The 21,984-nt window shown below is 46.8% G+C and carries 17 protein-coding genes; 6 read left to right on the top strand and 11 right to left on the bottom strand.

Annotation, left to right across the window (positions count from 1 at the left end):
* Positions 1 to 80 precede the first annotated feature (80 nt).
* The 6 genes from F8R13_RS00515 (at position 81) to glnT (ending at position 6,030) form a co-directional block, all read left to right on the top strand.
* Positions 81 to 1,091, top strand: coding sequence for a fatty acid desaturase (locus tag F8R13_RS00515; protein WP_152831243.1), 1,011 nt, complete (start codon positions 81 to 83; stop codon positions 1,089 to 1,091).
* A 23-nt stretch (positions 1,092 to 1,114) separates the two neighbouring features.
* Positions 1,115 to 1,897, top strand: a complete 783-nt coding sequence (locus F8R13_RS00510; RefSeq protein WP_152831241.1) for an N-acyl homoserine lactonase family protein — start codon at positions 1,115 to 1,117, stop codon at positions 1,895 to 1,897.
* A 27-nt stretch (positions 1,898 to 1,924) separates the two neighbouring features.
* The gene (locus tag F8R13_RS00505; protein ID WP_152831239.1) at positions 1,925 to 2,773 is read left to right on the top strand and encodes a sugar phosphate isomerase/epimerase; all 849 of its coding nucleotides are present in this window, start codon (positions 1,925 to 1,927) and stop codon (positions 2,771 to 2,773) included.
* Positions 2,774 to 2,815: 42 nt separating this feature from the next.
* Positions 2,816 to 3,688 (top strand): DMT family transporter, encoded by an 873-nt coding sequence (locus F8R13_RS00500; protein WP_152831237.1) that lies wholly within the window; start codon positions 2,816 to 2,818, stop codon positions 3,686 to 3,688.
* Positions 3,689 to 3,855: 167 nt separating this feature from the next.
* Entirely contained in the window at positions 3,856 to 4,635 is a 780-nt protein-coding gene (locus tag F8R13_RS00495; RefSeq protein ID WP_216642571.1) for a creatininase family protein, read from the top strand.
* Between the two features lie 33 nt (positions 4,636 to 4,668).
* On the top strand, positions 4,669 to 6,030 hold the full coding sequence (glnT, locus tag F8R13_RS00490; protein ID WP_152831235.1) for a type III glutamate--ammonia ligase: 1,362 nt from the start codon (positions 4,669 to 4,671) through the stop codon (positions 6,028 to 6,030).
* 78 nt (positions 6,031 to 6,108) lie between these two features.
* On the opposite strand, the gene F8R13_RS00485 is transcribed toward glnT, so the two are convergent.
* From F8R13_RS00485 to F8R13_RS00435, 11 genes are all read right to left on the bottom strand, one after another.
* Positions 6,109 to 8,061 (bottom strand): alpha-amylase family glycosyl hydrolase, encoded by a 1,953-nt coding sequence (locus tag F8R13_RS00485; protein WP_152831233.1) that lies wholly within the window; start codon positions 8,059 to 8,061, stop codon positions 6,109 to 6,111.
* Positions 8,062 to 8,071: 10 nt separating this feature from the next.
* Positions 8,072 to 8,962, bottom strand: a complete 891-nt coding sequence (locus tag F8R13_RS00480) for a carbohydrate kinase (RefSeq protein WP_152831231.1) — start codon at positions 8,960 to 8,962, stop codon at positions 8,072 to 8,074.
* Positions 8,963 to 8,965: 3 nt separating this feature from the next.
* The gene (locus tag F8R13_RS00475) at positions 8,966 to 9,829 is read right to left on the bottom strand and encodes an HAD-IIB family hydrolase (protein ID WP_253806280.1); all 864 of its coding nucleotides are present in this window, start codon (positions 9,827 to 9,829) and stop codon (positions 8,966 to 8,968) included.
* Entirely contained in the window at positions 9,826 to 12,015 is a 2,190-nt protein-coding gene (locus tag F8R13_RS00470) for an HAD family hydrolase (protein ID WP_152831229.1), read from the bottom strand. The genes F8R13_RS00475 and F8R13_RS00470 overlap by 4 nt, the downstream gene beginning before the upstream one ends.
* 336 nt (positions 12,016 to 12,351) lie before the next feature.
* Positions 12,352 to 14,160 carry an allophanate hydrolase gene (atzF, locus tag F8R13_RS00465; protein WP_152831228.1) on the bottom strand — a complete coding sequence of 603 codons (1,809 nt, stop codon included), beginning with the start codon at positions 14,158 to 14,160 and terminating at the stop codon, positions 12,352 to 12,354.
* Positions 14,157 to 17,822, bottom strand: coding sequence for an urea carboxylase (uca, locus tag F8R13_RS00460; RefSeq protein ID WP_152831226.1), 3,666 nt, complete (start codon positions 17,820 to 17,822; stop codon positions 14,157 to 14,159). The genes atzF and uca overlap by 4 nt, the downstream gene beginning before the upstream one ends.
* A gap of 130 nt (positions 17,823 to 17,952) precedes the next feature.
* The gene (locus F8R13_RS00455; RefSeq protein WP_035629169.1) at positions 17,953 to 18,606 is read right to left on the bottom strand and encodes an urea amidolyase associated protein UAAP2; all 654 of its coding nucleotides are present in this window, start codon (positions 18,604 to 18,606) and stop codon (positions 17,953 to 17,955) included.
* Positions 18,599 to 19,366, bottom strand: a complete 768-nt coding sequence (locus tag F8R13_RS00450; protein WP_152831224.1) for an urea amidolyase associated protein UAAP1 — start codon at positions 19,364 to 19,366, stop codon at positions 18,599 to 18,601. Before F8R13_RS00450 ends, F8R13_RS00455 begins: the two co-directional genes overlap by 8 nt.
* Positions 19,359 to 19,832, bottom strand: coding sequence for a CopG family ribbon-helix-helix protein (locus tag F8R13_RS00445; protein ID WP_152831223.1), 474 nt, complete (start codon positions 19,830 to 19,832; stop codon positions 19,359 to 19,361). The genes F8R13_RS00450 and F8R13_RS00445 overlap by 8 nt, the downstream gene beginning before the upstream one ends.
* A gap of 1 nt (position 19,833) precedes the next feature.
* Positions 19,834 to 20,769 carry an ABC transporter ATP-binding protein gene (locus tag F8R13_RS00440; RefSeq protein WP_152831220.1) on the bottom strand — a complete coding sequence of 312 codons (936 nt, stop codon included), beginning with the start codon at positions 20,767 to 20,769 and terminating at the stop codon, positions 19,834 to 19,836.
* Between the two features lie 12 nt (positions 20,770 to 20,781).
* Positions 20,782 to 21,756, bottom strand: a complete 975-nt coding sequence (locus F8R13_RS00435) for an ABC transporter permease (protein WP_152831218.1) — start codon at positions 21,754 to 21,756, stop codon at positions 20,782 to 20,784.
* Positions 21,757 to 21,984: the final 228 nt, after the last annotated feature.

Genomic DNA, 21,984 nt, shown 5'->3' with positions numbered 1-21,984 from the left:
ACTCCCATCTCCGAAGCGAATGCTTCGGAGAGTTTTACAACGCAATAGACTTTATTTCTTGAATAACAAACGAGGCTAACATGAAAGACAAGCCTATTTTCCGACATGAAGATGCCTTTTTACCCAACCTGGCAGCTTTTGCATATGTCATCACAACCTATGTAGGTGGTTTTGCTCTCATCGTCTCAGATGATGTCTTTGCAAATATATTAGGTACCTTTATCTTGGCACACTCTATGGTGATTGCAGCCTATCTCATTCACGAAACAGCGCACATGAGCCTGTTCAGAGATAAAAAACATAACCAAAGATATGCCGAATTATTGCTTTGGGTGACGGGCAGTAGTTATTCACATTTCGAAGACATTCGAAACAAACATAACCGTCATCATATCGACCGTGCCGATATCGTCTCATTTGATTTCAGACCGATACTCGAACCACATCCCAAATTTCTTAAGCTCATTAAAACACTTGAATGGGCTTATATTCCTGCATTGGAAATCCTGATGCATGCCTTGGTAATAGTTTTACCTTTCATAAAGGAAAACCGCAAGGCTCGACGTACACGCGTCATGACCGTTCTCGCGCTTCGAATCGCATTTTTTGCGTGGCTGGCAAGCATTGGTTGGCAGGTATTGATTTTCTATCCGATTGCCTACCTGATGTTCATGACCGTGATGCGCTTTATGGATGTGCACCAACACACCTACGAGGTTTTTGAAACCCTAGACCAACCACGTGGCCCTGAAGCGAGAATGCGAGATCGAGTGTTTGAGCACAAAAACACCTACTCAAATTTGCTTTCCGAAAGACATCCTTGGGTAAACTTGTTGGTGTTGAATTTCTGCTACCACAATGTTCATCATGACCAGCAACTGCAACCTTGGTATCGACTTCCAAAACTACACCAGGAAATCTATGGTTCGGACAAATCCCAGGTTTTAACTTTGAGACACTTAGCCAAAAGTTTTCACCGCTATCGCATACCCAGAATTTTGAATGGCGATCCGGTCTACTTAGACGTAAAAACAGATGAAGGCGAAACCTTTATCGGAGTAGATGGCGTCTCTTTCCTGACCGCTCATTAAAAATGATGAATTGAGAGAATGGCATGACACAAGTAAAAAAATTCTGGCCAATCCTGACTGGCAGACACACTTATGAGAAGACCTTATCGACCAGAGGTAGAGGTCATGGCGAAATCATTAAAGCCCCCATCCTCGCCTATCTTATAGAAACCAACAATGGCCGTATCCTATTTGACGTAGGGTGCGATTACGAAAAAATCCAAAATACGGAAAAGCGTAAATTCTATTACGAGCATGAAGGCTTCCCTTTTGGCCCGCCGGAAATGAATGAAGAGGAACGCCTGCCAAATCGTTTGGAAATTTTGGGGCTGGTACCAGAGGATGTTGATGTGATTTTCTGTAGTCATTTACACTTTGACCATGCAGGAGGTTTATGCGAGTTCTGCAATGCGGAAGTTCACGTGCACACCAGAGAAATAGATGCCGCAAAACAACCTGCTGACGAAGCTTATTTTGCCTCAGATTTCGACCTGCCACTCAACTGGAAACTTCAAACTGGAGAATATGATTTGACCCCAGGTGTCAGTGCCATAGAAACCCCTGGTCATACTGCGGGTCATATGTCGATGCTGATAGAACTACCCAAAGGAAGCCCTATCCTATTGGCAGGTGACGCCGCTGATCTCATGGAAAATATTGAAGACGAAATCGCTCCCGGCCTATGCTGGCAGGATCAAGATCAACTGGCTATTGAAAGCATCCAAAAGCTGAAAAAACTCGGCAAAACCCTACAAGCGGATATCTGGCCGAACCATGATTGGGCGTTCTTTCAAAAACATAATCGCTTCCCGAATTTTTTCGAGTAAGCTGAGTCGTCCAGTATGCCATCTAATATGCAACTTAAAACTTTTAAAACCCTTTGGGGCAATAAACTAACTACCGACCAAGCCTGCCAGCAAGCCATTGATGCAGGCTTCAGTGGCATTGAAGGTCAAGCGCCAGATAACCGTCAACAACAACTGGGGATGCTGAGTGCCATTCAAAACAACGGATGTGACTATATTGCCGAGATTGTTACTGGAGGCGATTATGTCCCGGATCGAAGCTGGTCACCTCAACAACACCTTGATGACTTGAAACGTCAGCTAGACAACAGCATGATGATTGAACCCTTATTTGCAACCAGTATTACGGGTTGTGATGCGTGGGAAGAATCCCAAAGCATTGACTTTTTTGGCCAAGCGATTGAACTTGCAGATGACTACAACATCACACTGAGCTTTGAAACACATCGTAGCCGTTCTCTTTTCACGCCTTGGGTGACACGCAGGATTGTCGAAAGCCTTCCAAACATGAAGTTGACCGCAGACATCAGTCACTGGTGCGTTGTCTGTGAGCGATTGATGGATTCGGAAATGGACACCATTGAAGCCATTGCCGACCGAGTCCACCACATTCATGGGCGTGTTGGTTATGATCAAGGCCCTCAAGTACCTGTTCCTGCCGCCCCCGAATATTATGAGGCATTGCTTTCCCATCAACGCATCTGGCGAATGTTTTGGGCAAAACAGGCTCAGCGAGGTTATAGTGGCTCAACATTAACGCCAGAGTTCGGCCCGGATGGATACTGTCATTTGCAGCCTTATACCCAAATGCCGGTAGCTGATATTTGGAAAATTAACCAATGGATGAGTCTAACCCTACAGCATGATTTCCAAAATTTTACTGAAACCCACCCATAATCTGATTCAGAGCCACAACAAAAATCTCACAACAGGAATATTATGCAATCCTTCGCGGTATTGACGCTCCTTGGCGCATCGTTTTTATGGGGACTCACTTGGTTACCCCTCAAATACTTACATGAACTAGGCTTCAATGGCATTCCCATTACCCTATTCGTCTACAGCATTATGTTTGTAGTGACATTGCCTTTTGTATGGAAGTACAAAAACCTTATTTCCAAAAACTGGCCTGCCTTGATTGGTGTCATGCTATTGGGTGGCGGCGCACAACTTGCGTTTAATACATCCATGATTTATGGCGATGTCATACGTGCCATGGTGTTGTTCTACATGTTGCCACTATGGGGAGTTCTGGGGGGCCGAATTTTTCTAGGAGAAAAAATCACTCAGTTACGATGGCTCGGCATGGGGCTCTCACTGACAGGCGCATTCCTTGTCATTGGCGGGTTCAATGCCTTCACCACACCCCCAACATGGATAGATGCACTCGCCGTTTTGTCCGGCTTTTTATTTGCCATGAACAACATCGTTTATAGAGCCTCTACCGCCACGCCTGTTTTGCTCAAATTGTCCTTTATGTTCTTTGGCGCGGTTCTGCTTTCCACTGTCGTCGTACTTCAATTAGGGGAACCCGTATTTCTTTCGGTAACCCCTTATGCATGGTTCGTCCTTCTTGCCTATGGTGCAATCTGGATGATGGCAGCCAACATGGCAACACAGTGGGCCGTTACAAAAATGGAATCCGGAAAATCCTCTATCATCATTATTCTGGAACTGGTCACCGCCGTCGTCTCCGCCAGCCTGATACTAGGCGAAACCATGGGAACAACTGAAATGATTGGCGGTGCCTGCATTCTGGTTGCCGCCCTCCTTGAAGCCGTCCCACCAAGCAGACCTCTTCCTGCACCATAATGAACAATATATTCCCTTTTAAGGGAAGGTTTTGAACATAAAAACCACCAAAATTCACCCCATTTTTCAAGCAAGTATTTGAAATTGAAAATAAAATTTTCATTGGGCTCTTTCTTGTTTTTTAATTATTACGTTTTTATGAATTCGTAATAATTATTGGAGTCATTATGCAATGGCATCACATGACCTGGCAAGAGGTCGAGAAATTTACCAAAGCCGATTCAGCCGGTTCCTGTGCGGCGTTATTACCTGTCGGCGCAACTGAACAACATGGCCCACACTTGGGCTGCGGCATGGATTCGGAAATAGCAGAGAAACTGTCGAAATCGATCGGTGAAATAACCGATATCGCCGTTTTACCGACGCTGCCTTATGGCTGCTCTATCGGGCACTCAAAAAAATGGCCGGGCACTATCGCTCTCCAACCTAAAACCCTAATTGACGTAGTTAAAGAAATCGGTGATTGGGTTGCATACAGCGGCTTCAAAAGACTCTTCATCCTCAACAGTCACGTTTCAAATTTCGCCCCTTTGCGTTGCGCTTTGGAAATGCTACGTGCCGAACATGACGACTTGATGGTAGCCCTAATCAACTCTGCAACCATCAGCGAAAGAGTTAGGGAACGTCATTTTTGGGATGCCGACGATTGGCACGCAAATGAAGCTGAAACCTCTTTGATGATGGCTGTTGCCCCGGAAATGGTCAGAGCCGATAAGCTGAAAGAAAGTGACGATCCAGACCGCACAGAGAACTGCGTCTTTTCTCATCCCGTGAACCGTACCAGTCTAAATGGGGTTACAGGTAAGCCTAGTGAAGCTTCAATTGAAAAAGGCCAAGAATTATTCAGCTGGATGGTCAGCGACCTAAGCGATGTTATTAACAAAGGTATTAAGGAACAACCGCCCTTACCCTACTCTTATCACTCACCTATCAACAGCGATAAATAACCTAATTGAACAACTTGAATTTTGGAGATTCAAATGAACAGTGAAATTGATGTTAAACAACTGCAAGCAGATTGGAAATCTAAAGGCGTTAAATATTGTCTTGGCGCCTATGTCGACATACACGGCATCCCAAAAGGAAAATTTGTACCGATTGATCATTTAGGGCATATGGTTAAAGGCTCTGAACTTTACACGGGTTATGCGTTGGATGGTCTGGGTCAAAGACCTAACGATGATGAAATCGCTTCTGTACCGGACTTGAATAGCGCGATTCAACTGCCATGGCAACCTGAAGTTATGTGGATGGCTGCAGACAACACACTGCATGGCGAACCCTACGAAATCAACACGCGTGTCGCGTTGAAAAAAGTTTTGGAGCAAGCCGAAGAAATGGGCTTTGGTTTCAACTTGGGCATCGAGTGTGAGTTGTTTGTATTGAAGGAAGAAGCAGACGGAAGCCTGTCGGTTCCTGATCCAGACGACAAGCTAACCAAACCTTGTTATGACGTACAAAGCTTTATGAACCGCTTTGAGTGGTTGGATAAGATGGCAACCACCATCAACGATCTTGGGTGGGATTTGTACTCCTTGGATCATGAAGATGCCAACGGACAATATGAGTTCGACTTCATGTACAGCGACGCACTGACGATGTGTGATCGCTTTATCTTCTTCCGTTATATGGCCAAACATTATGCTAAGGAAGAAGGCCTGCTTGCGACCTTTATGCCGAAGCCATTTGCGGACAAAACGGGTAACGGCGCACACTTCAATATGTCTTTATTCGATAAGGAGACTGGCGAAAACGTCTTTAAGTGTGATCCGAAAGAGGATCCTAGAGGTCTCGGCCTAACCGAAATCGGTTACCAGTTCATTGCCGGTGTTTTGAAACATGGTCCTGCACTGTGCGCGGTATTTTCACCAACCGTCAACAGCTACAAGCGTTTGATTCGTCAGGGGGATATGGCAACCTTCTCTTGGGCGCCGGTGTTCAACTCTTTCGGCTCAAACAATCGTACCAACTCTTTGCGTGTGCCAATGGGTGGCGGGCGTTTTGAATCCCGTAATGCCGACGGTGCGGTCAACCCCTATTTGGCTGCTGCGCTTGTACTGGCTGCTGGCCTACAAGGCATTAAAGAAAAGCTGAATCCGGGCGAAGCGCAAGAAGAAAACCTATATGAATTGACTGAAGAGCAACGTCAAGCAAAAGGCATTGAGTTCCTACCTCAAAACCTTGGCGAAGCCGTTGAAGCTTTTGCTGCGGATCCATTTATTGAAGAAGTCTTGGGTTCAGAACTTCGCAATGAATTCATTCGTTACAAAAAACAGGAATGGGATGAATATCACAAGACGGTTTCTGCATGGGAAATCAAACGTTATAGTCACCTGTTCTAAAGTGTCATGGCCGTTTAGAGGTGTCATCAGGCACTTCTAAACAACCCATCTATCTAAACATCTCTTTCACCAAGCAATTTACGCCAAGTGTAACCAGTAAAAACCAAAGCGTGGAATCACCAGCGTATCCTTGTAAATATCCGCCGACTTTCCAGTATAGAGATCAACAACCTGATGCTGTTGTTGTTTCCACTCACCTATTTCCGACAAGTTCAAATACTGAGGTTCGGAATGGAAATTAGCCACCACCAACACATGATCCCCTTGTCTATGTAGGTTGTAACGTTCGAAGACAAACAAATTTGGGTTATCCACCTCAATCAACTCTCTGTTGTTGAAATCGGCAAATACCTCAATTTCTTTTCTAACGGCAATCATGCGCTTGAGCGCACTGAAAATAGCATATTCGACCGTTCCGGGTACATTCCTTAAGTCCGCCTTTTCCCAATTGATTGTCGGTCTATGCACCCAACGCGTATCGTCCATTTTGTAAGGATTCGCTAAATAGGAGTCATCATTCAGTGTGCCGATCTCATCGCCATAATAAAGCAACGGAATACCACCAAAAGAGAAAATCAAACTGTGCAATAACAAAATCACTTTGATGGCGTTATCTGTCGCCTCAATATCACCGGTTTCTATCGCATATTGCAACCCTACCAAAGAAGCCAATGAACCCGAAATACGCGTATCTCCCGTTTTCAGGTTCTGCCCAAAAGGCAAGCCTCGTGCATGCGAGTGATCGAATTTCCCTAAAAAGTAATCCACAAGGAAATGTCTATGCGAAGCGGGCTCATATCCTGCCAAAATGACATCACGATCATCAAACCCCAGCCCGATATCATCGTGACAACGGACATAGTTCAGCCAAGTGGCTCTATCCAATTTCACCGGCAAACTCTTGATACCATGATTCAGCAATTTGGCATTTTTGGTGGCGACCGCATCCCACATCAATGCCATGAAGGTCGCGTTATAGGCAATCTCACACTCTTTGGCAATGACAGCATCTTCCCCGAAGTATTTAATCACTTCCGATGGGGAAACAATCGCCTCGGCGATAAACAACACCCCCGGAGCCACCACCTGACAGCAATCTTTCAACAATTGCAGAATCAGATGGGCTTCACGTTCGTTCTGGCAGGTACTACCGATTTTTTTCCACAAAAACGCTACCGCGTCTAAGCGCAGGACATCCACCCCTTGGTTCGCCCAGAACAAAATGACGTCGAGCATCTCTATCAACACCGCCGGATTGTTGTAGTTCAAATCCCATTGATAGTTGTTGAACACCGTCATTACCCAACGTTGCATTTCTTCATCCCAGGTGAAATTACCTGGCGCGGTTTGCGGAAAGACTTCCAACATGCTTTGTTCAAACATATCAGGCACGGTGCGATTCTCAAACGTGTAGTAGTAATCCTGATATTTCGGATCACCCTTTCTGGCTTTTTCCGCCCACTCATGTTCGTCGGAGGTATGGTTAAGCACCACATCCATCACCAGCAGCAATTCCCGTTGGCGCATCTCATCCGCCAAACTCGTCAAATCTTCCAAGGAGCCAACGCGTTCATCTATCTCACGAAAATTACTGACCGCATAACCGCCATCACTTTTTCCCTCGGGACACCTCATGATCGGCATGATATGCACCATGTTCACCCCCAACTCCTGGAAGTAACCCAAATGGTTGCAAACCCCTTTCAAATCGCCACCGAAACCATTGGCATACAACGCCATCCCAACCCACTTCTGACTCAAGAACCAGTTGTAGTCGCGCTCACGCTCTGCATCGGCGTTTTTCAGTTCTTCTGGTCGGTTGATATATTTGCGCGCCATGGTTTCAACCAAGCGCAGGGCATGTTCCTGAAAGTCGTCACGATCACCATACAGCTTTTCAAATAAGGAGTGGATGGCATAGAAATTGGCGCCAAGGCGCGTGTAGAAGTGGCGCAAATCCGCGTTGGAGATTTCCGGTTTGATTTGGTTGAGAATGTCATTTAACAGTGTGTGCGAAATTTGTTCGTACATAAGATGCCTTCTACTCTTTAGAGGTATTTAGGATCGTGCCGTAAAAGTCCTTATCATTTGTCGTTGCCCCGCGAAGTCCGATGACTTGTGAAGCAAATTTGTGCGCGCTTTCCAAGGTTTTCTGTATCGGCCAATCTTGCACCAAGCCGTGAAGATAAACGGATGCAAAAGCATCTCCCGCACCGACAGTATCGACCAAATCAGAGACCGGTTCAGGCTGTACTTGATAAAGTTTGCCCTCGTCATCAACCACCATAGCGCCGTCTGCACCGCAAGTCAAAATCACTTGTTCCAAATCGAACCTATCTTGAAGCTCTTTCATGGCTTGCTCCAAGTTTTCATTAAAAAAGCCCAACCTTCTCAATTCATCGATATTGAGTTTCACCCAGCGAGCAGAATCCAACCAGTAAAAAACTTCCTCCTCTTTCCACCAGGGGTCGCGTAAATTCACATCGACAAAAATGGAATTTCCAAAAGAAGACGTCAACTCAACCAATGCATGGCGAGCCACTCGGTTACGCAAGCCAAGCGTACCGTGATAAACAATCCTTTCTTCCGGCATAGGTTTGATTTCGTGATAGTCAATAAAGTCATAGGCACAATCCGTGGTGATGGTGTAATGCGGTTCACCCCCCAGCAAAGCGACTTCAACCTGACCGGTCGGATGCGTGGCGTCAACCTGTAACTGACTCAGGTTCATTTCCCACTGACGCATTTCCGAGACGATCCTCTGTCCCCTGGGGTCATTGCCGATACGTGAGACAAACACCGGTTCATCGCCAAACGCCTGTAAGTTCCAGGCCACATTAAAAGGCGCGCCACCCAATACTTCCTCTCCATCCGGAAAGCAATCAAACAACACCTCACCAAACACCACTACCAAAGTCTTTTCCGCAGCCATCACCTAGTCTCCATCCTTACTATCTGCCTTAACGTCATTCACGCTGTTACAGAATTCAAAATATTCCAATCCCTGCAATATTCCGTCCACATAATTCCCATTACGTCGCCCTTGCTTCTTTGCCAAATAGAGTGTCGACGCATGTCCATTTTGTTTTGCTAAATTTACCGCTTGTTGCTTAACTTCTTCAGTGGCATTCGCAACCAATACTGAAAGAATATCACTCGCCAAAACCGGTAAGTCGTTTCCGCTGTCTCCCGCAAAAAACACCTTGTGCTTCGGAAACCCCAGCCGCTCCCGCAAAAAACGTATTCCATGCAACTTGGTTGCTTCCGATGGCAGAATATCCAATAACCCGATATCTTGCGTTTCATCCACACTCCAAACCAAGCTTGCTTTGATGCCATTTTCTGCCAGGTTGGCCCCTACCTGCTCCAGCAGCTCATCGACATTTTCATCGGGCGAAACATAGTAGCTAACCTTGTAGGTGTTCTGTTTAGCCTCTTCCTGTGCTTTAAGCGCGGAAAAAGGCGCTAACAATCGACGAATATCGGCATTATCCCAGCCGTTCCAATCACCGGAAATTTCATCTTCCCAATCAGACCAATTTTGCCAATGACCATCCGTAATCTTATAAATTTTGGTACCCACATCGGTAATGGCATAATCTGGCATGGGCAAATGGTAGCTTGCTATCGCTTCCTCAACCAAGGTCTTATGCCTACCGGTGACATAAACCAAGCAAACCGCTTCAGAACGACACCATTGCGAAAAAAACTGCCGTGATTCGGGGAAATCCGGCTGAATGCCATTGGGAATCATGGTTCTATCCAAATCCGTACATAACAATAAAGGATGATGCATCATAGACCTTCCGGCTCCAGAATTTTTTCTTCACTAGCGATTTTTCCCTCCCTAGGATCATGACACTCGCCAAAGAAATCGTAAAAAGATAACGCCTCTAAAATCCCTTTTTCATAAGGCTGTTTCGCAAAATAAATTCTGCTCACATCCACCAGTTGGGACAGCTCTTCTGCATGACGGTTTGCCACCACTGCCGCCAGAGGGTTGCCTCGCATCATATCTTCATCCGAACCTGCGCCCCCAGCCACGAAAACCCGCTCAAGCGGGATTTGCCATTGCCCGACGACATAGCGTAGTGCCATGCCTTTTGAAGCCCTTATCGGTAAAATATCCAAAAACTTTCCAAATGACATCTGCACATTGACCGACAAATCCTCCTGATGAAGCAAGCGTTTAATCTCTTCAACATCCGCTATTTCAGGATCAATGTAGTAACTGAGTTTAAAGAAACTTTGTTCTTCCTTAGGTTGGCGCTTCAATCCTGGATAGTCTTTAAGGACTTCTTTCAGCTTGTATCTCGTCCATTGATAATCAATATGGCGACTCCATGCCGTGTCCATGGTTAGTTTGGGTGCATAGTTGATTTCCGTACCACCACTACTGATGAGAATGTCAGGCTCCGGCATGCCATGTCGTTTCATCAACTTCAAAGCGGAATCCAAACGTCGACCCGTTGCGATGATAAACAAGGTGTTTTTCCGGTTTTGCCGTAACAGCCCAACCAACTGCTGCAATGCCTCACCATCATCCATCAAATTCTGATCCAGACTAGTGACAAAAGCTCTGTCGGGGAAAAGTTCCTGACTACGCACCATGGGTTTTGCCTGAAGTCGTTGTGAGCTGTCCGCCACCGAGTCAATCACATCCAGATAACGCTCAACATGGGCTTGCCATGAATAATGTTCCCGCACGCCACGCAAACCGTTTTCGACATAGCGTTTATACAGGTCAGGAAAGGTCAACAACTTCAACAAGGCATCACTAATGGCTTGCGTCTCCAAAGGATCCACCAAAATACCGTTGTCACAGTTGCCGACAATATCACGGGGTCCACCGTCCTCGGTAGCAACAATCGGCAAACCGGAAGCCGCCGCCTCGATCAAGGTTAAACCAAAGGGTTCGGTGAGTGCAGGATTGACGAAAATACCCCTTGAGGCCGCGGCAATACGATAAATCAACGAGACCTGATCGCGCTTATGGTGCTTTGGCAAAGCCACTTTTCCATAGAGATCATAACGATCTATCGCTATCAACAATTCATGGAATACCATTTGTGCACCTTGATCCAATTCATCAATATCGTCACGATTCCCCGCGATGATAACCAAATTCGCCATGGACTGTAACTTCAAGGATTGCCCATAGGCTTCCACCAGCGCGACAATGTTTTTACGTCTGTCCGGTCTGGAAAGTGCCAAAATAATTGGTCTGAAAGGCTCTTTGAGGTGTTTCACCAACTCGTAAAACAAAGGGGTATCCAACTCATCGCCATCAGGAGGTTGGAAATTATTGAGATTGGTTCCGGGCGGTAACACCCGCATTTTTTCTGGTTGGTAAAAATCGTAAAGTTCGTATTGTTCTTCTATTTCCTGATGGGTACTGGTAATCACTCTCTCTGCTACTGCCAGTACATTTTCTTCGGCATCTATCCGACGCGTCATGTTATAGAGGGTTTCTATTTCCTGTGCAGTCAGCCCGCTTGCCAACAATCGCCTGCGCTTAACACGCCCCAGAGAGTGTCCGGTGTGAATCAAGGGAATACCGAGTTGGTTTGCCAAATGCTCGGCGACATAGCCACCATCGGCATAATGACTGTGAAGGATATCGGGGTAATCGTTCTGTTGTCGAAAGTAATCCATCATGTTATCGGTAAAGGCATCAAGGTGATCCCACAACTGCTCCTTCGGCAAATAGCGTTCAGGACCTGCCTCCACTCTTATGATGCGGAAATTATCTTCCGGCCGCTCACAAGGCTCTGCATAATCTTTGGAAACTTCTTTATCCACCACCTTACGGGTAAACAGGTCAACCCGCCCTACAGCAGGATGCTTGGCTAAAGCTTGCGCCAACTCCAACACATACAGGGTCTGACCGCCGGTGTCGGCATCGCGACCCAGCTCAAGATTCTTGGCGCGTATCAATCCATGAACGCTGATGAGTGCTATATATAACTTCCTTGTAGTAGACATCGACACCTATCCTTCCCTTTGTTCAAGGTTTTGGCGGTTGATATTTTCGACATGCGCATACACTTAAATCGCATACAAAGCTATTGGCGCATGACAATCACCTCCCTAGAGGCAATAAAGACAACAGGTTCGTTTCAGAAAGCTTTTTCTGAAAAAACTGTTAAATTTGAATTACTTAATAAAAATGAAAGTACTGCTTTTGATTGTACAAAACACAGCAAAGAAAACAAGGTAATTTAATGGGGTTTTTAGGAAAACTTCAGTTTTTCTCCATTAAATTTTTGAGAAAAACCGGAGTCTAAAGTGTGGATGAAACATATTTGAACCAAGTTGATTTTAATCTTTTCTAACCGCCATCCAGTTACGCCAACCGCCGGTTTGACTAATGCTCTTGGCGCCTTCAATACCGTAAGGTTCACAGACAAACCCAACAACCTGCGTACCATTGATTAGTTCGACTTTACCCAATCCCAATGGCGATGGTATCAGCGCAAGGAAAGAACCCAAATGTTGCTTCGGCATCGCCCAAACTTCCACTTCGATACTAACGCCAGCCGCTTCGTTTTTGACCAAACCCGGTTTCAATATCGGTCTTTCGGACAACTCATAGAAATTATATTTTGGCGCGGTTTTCGTGGTCTGTAACAATTTCGCCCCACGTTCAATCAACTGCCCGTTTAGAGGGAAGCCGGTCAAATGCGCACCAACCACAGCCAGCGGAATAGCATGTGGATTCGCAAAAAACTCTGAATGCGTTGGCGTTACCGGCGTTTCTTTCGCGCCCGAAGTCGGTACAAAATGACCGTGTAATTTATCAGCAAGCTTCATAAGCAACCTGTCTGTTCCAGCAGGTGCAAACATCGTCAAACCGATTGGCAAGCCATCTTCTCTAAAACCTGTTGGCATTGCCAACGCGGCATAATCCAATAGGTTCATGAAGTTGGTATAGGTTCCCAATACCGAGTTCAGCTTGATCGGGTCGTTTTGCATTTGTTCGATTGAGTAGATAGTTGGCGTGGTGGGCGTCAACATACAATCAATGTCTTGCCACAACGATGCCGTTACTGCCTGTGCTTTCTGCAAGGCATAACTGCCCTTGTAGGCATCCGCGGCGCTGAGTTTTCTCGCACCTGCGATAATCGCCCCCACACTCGGATCCATGACACTTTCGTGTGTTTCCATAAAGGCTTCAATGGCAACGTAACGCTCGGCAACCCAAGCACCTTCATACAAAAGCTTGGCGGTATCCAGCCATGGTTGGAAGTCGATCTCTTTGACTTCATAGCCCTGTTTTTTCAGCTCGGCAATCGAGTCATAAAAATGCTTCTCTGCCTGTTCGTCTCCGGCAAAGCTGATGGTTTCCGAGCTTGGAATCCCCAGCACCGGACGAGCCCCCCAAGCCGGTGGCATCAAATCCATTTCCTTACGGCTGAACTCGTCTTCCGCATCGGCTTGTGCCGCCACTTCAAACACCTCATAGGCATCCTGAGAGTTCAACGCGAACACACTCACCACGTCTTGCGAACGCACGGCAGGCACAACGCCTTTGGTACTCAGCAACCCTTTGGATGGCTTCAAACCGATGAGGTTATTGAATGCCGCTGGTACTCGCCCTGAACCTGCTGTATCGGTTCCCAGTGAAAAACTACATAAATTCAATGCCACAGAAACCGCAGAACCGGAACTTGAACCACCGGAAATCATGTCAAAGTTGAAAGCGTTATGACAAACACCATAAGGGGAACGCGTGCCGACCAATCCAGTCGCGAACTGGTCCATATTTGCCTTACCGAGCGGAATGGCACCGGCATCCACCAAAAGTTGAACAACGGTCGCAGAAGCTTCCGGTACATAAGCATATTCAGGACAAGCCGCCGTTGTCGGAACACCCGCCAGGTCAATGTTGTCCTTGATGACGAACGGAATCCCCCACAAAGGCAGGCTACTCGGGTCACATGCCTCAAGCTTAGCCAGATAAGGTTCAAGCTCTTCATCGGATAACAGATGGATGAAAATATTGTGGTCTTCATAAGACTCCGCTTTTTCCACCAACAAAGTCATCAACTCTCTAGGAGAGAGTTCTCCATCCGCATAAGCCTGACGAAGGGAAGAAATTCTCAAATCGAAATTATGTTTGGTACTCATGCGTCTGCGACCTCCAAAATCATGATGGCTTGCCCGTTCTGAATCAAATCCCCTTCATTCACCAAAATTTCGGTGACAATTCCGTCACTTTCCGCTTCGACCGGAATTTCGATTTTCATAGTTTCCAGAATGGCGATGACATCACCTTCTGCAACCTTATCCCCCGGTTTGACAGTAATCTTCCATGCACTTCCGGTAATCGGTGACAATGCCGCTTCAAACCCTTCCGGGATTTCTATTGGCGTTTCACCCAGCACTTCTTCCTGTGCCGAAGTAGACTCAAAATTCGCCTGTCCGGTTTCTTCCCAACGCTGACGCTCGGCTTCAAATGCTGCCTGCTGTTTCGTTTGGAAAGTTTGGATGCTATCAGCTTCTTCTGCCAAAAATGCCTGATAGGCACTCAAAGACAACGTGGTCTCTTCGATGTCGATATCGTAACGCCCAAGCGGGAAGTCGTTTCTCGCTTGCGCCAATTCCTCTTCACTCACCGGATAGAACTGAATCTGGTCAAAGAAGTCCAACAACCAAGGCTTACCTTGTTGGAAGAATGGGGTGTTGAAATAAGCATTCCACATTTGAATGGTACGCCCAACAAACTGATAACCACCCGGGCCTTCCATGCCGTAAACACACATGTAAGCACCACCGATTCCGACAGCGTTCTCCGGCGTCCAAGTACGAGCCGGGTTGTATTTAGTGGTCACCAAGCGGTGACGCGGATCCAACGGTGTCGCCACTGGCGCCCCCAAGTAAACATCCCCCAAGCCCATGACCAAATACTTGGCGTCAAAGACAATACGCTTCACATCTTCAATGGAATCCAGTCCGTTGATACGACGGATGAACTCGATATTGCTCGGACACCATGGTGCATCCGGGCGCACCGTGGTCATGTATTTCTCGATGGCCAAACGCGTACTGGGGTCATCCCAAGACAAAGGCAGGCGAACGATACGACTTTTCACCGTCAAATCTTTTGCCGAGGAAATCTCGTCTTCCAGCCCTTTCAGTTTTTGAATCAACTCATTCTGCGAAATTTGTCTTGGGTTGTAGTGCACCTGCAAAGAGCGAATACCCGGGGTCAAATCACGCAAAAACTGCCAGGTTGGGTCTTCATCTGAACTTTGGTCTTTCAAAGTTTTCAACTTCTCGACCAATACCTGAATACGGAAACGCAATGCCAAATCCAACTCCATCGCACCGTACTCAATCAACAAATGGCTATCACCCGAGCGGCGATACTTCACACCGAACTCATGCTCGTCCGAGGAAATTTCCAGTGCCAAACAGGATTGTTCTGTTGGTGATGCAAGGAATTTGGTATCCGGCAATACCCAGTCAGATAAACCGACCAAGGCGGCTTCTTGCGCTTTAAGTTCTGCTTCTGCTGTCTCAATGGAAACGGGTCTGAAACGCACCTTGTCGCCCGGACGCAATTGCCCCATTTTCCATTGCTCTGCTTCGATAATGGTTGCCGGACAAACAAAGCCTCCCAAACTTGGACCGTCTTGCGCCAATATAACCGGCATATCACCCGTAAAGTCGATGGCACCAATAGCATAAGGGTTGTCATGGATGTTTGATGGGTGCAAGCCCGCCTCACCCCCATCTTTACGCGCCCACTTTGGTTTTGGCCCAATCAGACGAATCCCGGTGCGGCTGGAGTTGTAATGCACTTCCCAATCCATTGAGAAAAAGGTTTCGATATCTTCATCGGTAAAGAAATCCGGCGCGCCTTGAGGGCCGTAAATCACCGCGATTTCGGCTCGATTATTAAGTGTTGGAATCAATCCTTCCGGCAAATCGTTCAACACGGCATCGCTAATACCTTGGCTAGTTTGACTACTCTGACGCGTTAGACGTAACACATCCCCTGCACGCAGCAGTCGACCACCGTGTCCACCAAAACCGCCTAGCGAGAAAGTCGTTTTACTGCCCATGTAATCCGGCACATCAAAACCACCCAGCACCGCCAGATAAGCACGTTGTCCGACATCCTTGATGACTTTAGACTTAAGCTGCTGCCCCGCTTTGACAGGCACCGGCTTCCACATAGGAATCGGCTCTTTGTCCAAAGTCGGTTGAATATCGGCACCGGTGATACAGATCACGGTATCGCGATCAAACTTCAAACTGATGCCGGACACTGTCATCTCGATGGTTGCGGCGTCTTCAGGGTTGTTCAAACAACGGTTTGCCAAACGATGCGATAACGCATCCATCGGCCCGGAAGGAGGCACGCCTATATCCCAAAAACCAACACGCCCCGGATAACTCACTAACATGGAATGCGTGCCCGGATTGGTCACTTCCGCAGTAAAAGGTTCATGGGTAAAGCTGTTCAAAAATTGCGTATACAACCCTTCCGCTTTGATAAACGCTGGCGCTTCACTCAAAGCTTCCAGATAAAACACATTGGTTTCAAACCCGTGAATACTGGTCGATTTCAGTGCTTTGTTCAGGTTCTTAACCGCTTCGTCGCGGTCTTTACCGGTGACGATGATTTTTGCCAACATCGGGTCGTAGAAAGAACTGACTTCCTGCCCTTTGGAACACCAAGTGTCCACTCGACAATCTGTCGGCATTTGCCAGCCTGTCAACTTACCGGAACTTGGTTGGAAGTTTTTAAATGGGTCTTCGGCATAGACACGTACTTCAATCGCATGCCCGGTCGCAGGATTCACTTCCCCCCGACCTGGTAGATTTTGGTCAAACGCAACCTGCACCATCCACTCGACCAAATCGACATTTCTTACCGCTTCGGTGATACCGTGTTCCACCTGTAAGCGCGTGTTGACTTCCAAGAAATAATATTGCTGTGCGTCAGCGTCATAAACGTATTCCACCGTTCCGGCAGAACGGTAGCTGACCAACTCTCCCAAACGGACTGCATGGGCTTCCATCTCGGCAACCATATCACGGCTGATACCTACTGCAGGCGTTTCTTCCACCACCTTTTGGTTACGACGTTGCAAAGAACAATCACGTTCACCCAATGAAACGACCTTGCCTTTGCCGTCACCGAAAATCTGGATTTCGATATGACGTGCATTGACGACGAATTTTTCCAGGAAAATCCCAGCTTGCCCGAAAGAGTTTTGACTCAAACGCGCGACCTGTTCAAAAGCTTCCGACAACACCTGCGGCGTATCACATTTCTGCATACCGATACCACCGCCACCCGCAGTACTTTTCAACATCACCGGATAACCGATACGCTCAGCTTCACCCAAAGCCTCTTCTAACGAATCCAATAATCCCGACCCGGGTAATAATGGCACTTTGGCTTCAATCGCCAACTCACGGGCGGTGTGTTTCAGTCCGAAATCACGAATATGTTGAGGAGACGGCCCGATAAAACGAATGCCCATATGTTCACAGTCTTCGGCAAAGCTGGCATTCTCACTCAAGAAGCCATAGCCCGGATGAACAGCTTCCACGCCCAAAGCCTTGGCTCGCTCAAGAATCAAAGGCACATTCAAATAGGTTTCTGTTGCGGCATTACCCTTGAGGAAAATGACTTCATCGGCTTCTTTGACGTGCAAAGATGCGCGGTCGGCATCGGATGCCAACACCACGGAAGCGATATTCATTTTCTTCAAGGTGCGGATGATGCGAGTCGCAATGGCCCCGCGGTTTGCAATCAGCACTTTTTTAAACATGGGTTTTCCTTTTATCAGATCGTTCTGAAGGTTTTATTTCAACTAGGTCGTCCTAGATTTTCCGTTACAAATTTCAAGTTCGTTCAATATTGAAACCGCTCAACAACGCAATTGAGTCGCTGATGCCCCTTTAAGCCCAGATAATCATCTCGACCGGCGTCGGGTTATACCCATTACATGGGTTGTTCAATTGCGGACAGTTTGACACCAACACCAATACATCCATGTGCGCCTGCATCTCAACATAACGCCCCGGTGCGGAAATACCGTCATCAAAATCCAAATGCCCATCTGGAGAAACCGGAACGTTCATAAAGAAGTTGATATTGCTCGCCAAATCCCCTTTTGTCATTGGCTTGTCGGCATGACAATCACAAGTGTTCAATGCCATCAGGAACGAATCGCGGCAAGAGTGCATATGACGTTTTTCTATCGCATAACGCACGGTGTTACTCTCTGCCGAGCAAGCCCCGCCGATGGTGTCGTGACGCCCGCAAGTGTCGTCAACAATCGTCAACATCGGATTTAGCATATTGGACTGCAACACACTGCCTGTGGTCAGGTAGATATTGCCCTGCTCACGAATGGTGTCTGCCGCCGAATAACGTTCGGAGTGGTCTTTGGCGTTGTAGAACAAAGTATCGACCGCTTGGTTACCTTCCAAGTCGACAATACGGAAATATTGACCAGCTTTGACTTCATGCATCCAAGGCTTGCCTGCTTCCACCACTTCACGGTAAACAATACGGTTATCGTCAAAAGTTTCTGTTTGCATCTTAGCCATTTGGATTTTCTCCATAGTAAATCTTGGTGTTGTAGTAAGCACGTTCGTTTTCCGCTCTATGCAATCTGCAAGGGTCATCTTGTCCAACAGGCATGGCTTTGAACACACTTAATTCAATCGGTTTCGGGTCATATTTCGGGTTAGGGTCTAGCGGGTGCTGCGCCGTCGCAATGCTGACGATACAGTCCATCTCAAAACGTAAATCAACGCAATCGCCCGCTTTAGAGTTGCCTTCAACAAAGGTCATGGCACCCGAATCTTCAACACGCACTTTGCTGAACCAGTTGATGTTCGGCATGATATCGCTGACACCCAAGCCCCATTTTTCCAACTCGTTAATCAAGCTGTCGAAACCGTTTTTGTAGTAGTCGTTATGTGCCTTTTGGTAACTTTTCGCGCCGTATTTTTTTTCAACGATACGAGCATTTGAAATACCACCGATGGTGTCATGCCAACCGCAGGTATCGCCAATAATGGAACACATCACCCGCCCCATATCACTGAAACACATATTCGGCGTTGTCAGGAAAGCGGTCTTTTGCGCTTTCAGGGTATCCGGCATGTTGTAGCGTTCGTTTTTCACTTCAATATTGTTGATCAACATGGAGGCGTTGGCACCACCTTGAACATCGGTGATTCTCAAAACGGTTCCACGGCGAATCACGCCCGACCAGTGTGCGCCGCCAGGTAGATTTTCACGCCAGATCAAATCCCCCAACCTGGCAGATTTTGGTGTGGTTTTCGCGTTGTTTTCAGTCATCCGACTTCTCCTGTTTTGCGTCTTTCCCCCTTGTAAAAATGGGTGGCAAAGCTGAATGGGTTAAATAAAGGTTTCCGGTTTTCACGCCGCGATTCGATAGCATTTCATCGCTGATACGTTTCAAGTCCTGTGCAGGGCCTTGCATCAAGTTCACTTCTAGCGTGTGCTGATCCATCAACTGAACCTGTGTTGAGGAAATGATTTCCGCAACATACTGATGCTTAAGTTGATTCAATTTCTGCTGCAAGCCGGGAATAGAATGGTCGAACACCAAGGTCAAGGTGCCTGCCATAACTTCATTGGTGAAGTTTTGGCGATAGGAAGCCACTTCCTTTTGAATCATTTCCGCCAATAAAGCGGAACGATTGTTAAAACCACGATCGACGACCAGTTTGTCTAAATCTTCCAACACCTTCGCTGGTAACGAGGCACTGGTTCTTACGAGATGAGTGGGTTGTTGTGCCATATTAATAAATATCCGGTACTTCTGCGTTAACGGGAACCATGCGCACCATACTGAGCTTGTCTTCCATAGACTCCTCTTCTTCCGTTTCCGGAGGGTGCACAAGGCTTTCTAAATAGGCCTTGGTGGCCAAAAACTCTTCAGTCAAAAGCGTGTCATCCGCTCTTGGTCTAGGCAGTGGTACTTTGACTACTTCTTTTACTCTACCAGGATTGGCATCCAGCACCAAAATGCGGTCTGCCAGATAAATCGCCTCATCCAAATCATGGGTGATAAAGAAAATCGTGATGTCGATATTGCGCCAGATTTCCAATAGGTACTGTTGCATTTTCAAACGGTTTTTTGGGTCAAGTGCCGCAAAAGGCTCATCCATCAACAGGATTTTCGGCTGATTCGCCAAGGCGCGGATAATCGCCACACGTTGCTTCATCCCACCTGAAAGCTGGTGAGGGTAAGCATCGACGAATTTGGAAAGCCCAACCAAGTCAATCCACTGTAGCGCTTCCGCTTCGGCTGTATTTCTCGCCATACCGGCTTGGGTCAGACCAAACATTACGTTTTGTTTGACCGACATCCAAGGGAACAAAGAATAGCTTTGAAACACCATACCGCGATCCGGGCCAGGTTCAGTCACCTCTTTGCCTTCTACCAGAATGTGGCCACTTTCTTTCTGCTCCAAACCGGCAACCAGTCTTGCCAAAGTCGATTTACCACAACCTGAAGGCCCCACCACGCAGATAAACTCGCGTTTGTGAGTGGTGAAATCAATGCCGTTCAAGACTTTGTTGACCTTGCCTTTGTGTTCAAAGGATTTATGAAGTTGCTTGATTTCCAGCGCAACAGGGCGAATCTCAATGCGGTCGTTACGTGCTGCAATCTCCGGTGTAACCCATTTGTCCAGTGGATGTGCGTTTTCAATATTCATAGTCGTTTCAGTCATATTTCTCTCCGCTTACCCTGCATTGTGCCAAGGGAACATACGTTTCCCCAGTTTCGCCAGAATCATGTCGGTGACGATTCCCAAAATCCCGATCATCAAAATCGCAGCGAATACATTGTCGAAGTTTTTATAGCGTGCTTGCTGGGTAATAAACCAAGTAATCCCCGAGCTGGTTCCAATCAGTTCCGCAACGATCAGATAGGTCCACGCCCAGCCCAACAAAATACGCATATCACGGAACAAGTCTGGCAGAACGCCTGGCAAAATCACTCTGCGGATCAAGGACTTGCCTTTACAACCCAGTGTCAACGCTGCCTCTACCAAAGCCATGTTCAACTTACGGGTAGTGGTGGCGACAATCAGCACCATTTGGAAAAAGGTTCCGATAAAGATAATGGCGATTTTCGGCGCATCGTAAATCCCTAGGATTGCAACCGCCAATGCGCCAAATGCGGGTGCGGGTAAGTAGCGGAAAAACTCAGTAAAGGGTTCAATTATTCTAGATGCCGAGTCGTAGGTACCCGCTAGAATGCCGAGCGGTACGCCAAAGACCATTGACCAGAAAAAGCCCCAAAAGATAATTTGAACAGAGTGCCAAAGGCTTTGGTGTAACCAAGGCTCATTGAAGCGTTTCGGTGGTGTGGTAAATGCGGTATACATCGCCAAGGCAACTTCATGTGGTGCTGGCAAGTAAACCGGGTTGGCAGGAATGCCCTGTGGAATATTGGCGGGATTTTCACCTTTGATTGCTAAGCGCTTGTCAACTTCGCGCTCGAAAATCTCTTTTTTAACCAGAGTGCCTTCACGGAAATAACTCACGTTACCCGGGTCAGTCACTTTAATGTCAGGATGCCAAAGAAACGGAACATAACTGACTAAACTCCAAAGCAAAAGTGGAATCGCAAAACTGGCGATAGTGAGCCAAATTTTTGATGCTTTATCCAGTTCTACTCGCGGAGTCGTCCAAGATTTTGGAAATATTGCCATAGTGCTCTCTCTTGGTTACGTTAATATTTTTATTACGTTTTATTAATTTCGTAATAAGCAATCGACATACCAATAATAAAAGACAATAAATATCAATTATTTATATAGAAAACACACCCTCAAGCTCTCTTCGTATAAACGCATTACGCACCAATAACGAACAACAAATAACCAAAATAAGAAATTCAAAACTTTGATTAAGCTTCATAAAAAACTCTGTTTAGAGAA

Origin of the sequence: Hydrogenovibrio sp. JE_KL2, from assembly GCF_009296185.1 — a bacterium.
In the GTDB taxonomy this organism is placed as follows: domain Bacteria; phylum Pseudomonadota; class Gammaproteobacteria; order Thiomicrospirales; family Thiomicrospiraceae; genus Hydrogenovibrio.
This window is presented reverse-complemented; position numbering and strand designations above follow the sequence as displayed.

Coding starts and splice junctions, on each gene's coding strand:
- F8R13_RS00515 (WP_152831243.1), top strand. CDS start 81: ATGAAAGACAAGCCTATTTTCCGACATGAAGATGCCTTTTTACCCAAC.
- F8R13_RS00510 (WP_152831241.1), top strand. CDS start 1,115: ATGACACAAGTAAAAAAATTCTGGCCAATCCTGACTGGCAGACACACT.
- F8R13_RS00505 (WP_152831239.1), top strand. CDS start 1,925: ATGCAACTTAAAACTTTTAAAACCCTTTGGGGCAATAAACTAACTACC.
- F8R13_RS00500 (WP_152831237.1), top strand. CDS start 2,816: ATGCAATCCTTCGCGGTATTGACGCTCCTTGGCGCATCGTTTTTATGG.
- F8R13_RS00495 (WP_216642571.1), top strand. CDS start 3,856: ATGCAATGGCATCACATGACCTGGCAAGAGGTCGAGAAATTTACCAAA.
- glnT (WP_152831235.1), top strand. CDS start 4,669: ATGAACAGTGAAATTGATGTTAAACAACTGCAAGCAGATTGGAAATCT.
- F8R13_RS00485 (WP_152831233.1), bottom strand. CDS start 8,061: ATGTACGAACAAATTTCGCACACACTGTTAAATGACATTCTCAACCAA.
- F8R13_RS00480 (WP_152831231.1), bottom strand. CDS start 8,962: ATGGCTGCGGAAAAGACTTTGGTAGTGGTGTTTGGTGAGGTGTTGTTT.
- F8R13_RS00475 (WP_253806280.1), bottom strand. CDS start 9,829: ATGATGCATCATCCTTTATTGTTATGTACGGATTTGGATAGAACCATG.
- F8R13_RS00470 (WP_152831229.1), bottom strand. CDS start 12,015: ATGTCTACTACAAGGAAGTTATATATAGCACTCATCAGCGTTCATGGA.
- atzF (WP_152831228.1), bottom strand. CDS start 14,160: ATGAGTACCAAACATAATTTCGATTTGAGAATTTCTTCCCTTCGTCAG.
- uca (WP_152831226.1), bottom strand. CDS start 17,822: ATGTTTAAAAAAGTGCTGATTGCAAACCGCGGGGCCATTGCGACTCGC.
- F8R13_RS00455 (WP_035629169.1), bottom strand. CDS start 18,606: ATGGCTAAGATGCAAACAGAAACTTTTGACGATAACCGTATTGTTTAC.
- F8R13_RS00450 (WP_152831224.1), bottom strand. CDS start 19,366: ATGACTGAAAACAACGCGAAAACCACACCAAAATCTGCCAGGTTGGGG.
- F8R13_RS00445 (WP_152831223.1), bottom strand. CDS start 19,832: ATGGCACAACAACCCACTCATCTCGTAAGAACCAGTGCCTCGTTACCA.
- F8R13_RS00440 (WP_152831220.1), bottom strand. CDS start 20,769: ATGACTGAAACGACTATGAATATTGAAAACGCACATCCACTGGACAAA.
- F8R13_RS00435 (WP_152831218.1), bottom strand. CDS start 21,756: ATGGCAATATTTCCAAAATCTTGGACGACTCCGCGAGTAGAACTGGAT.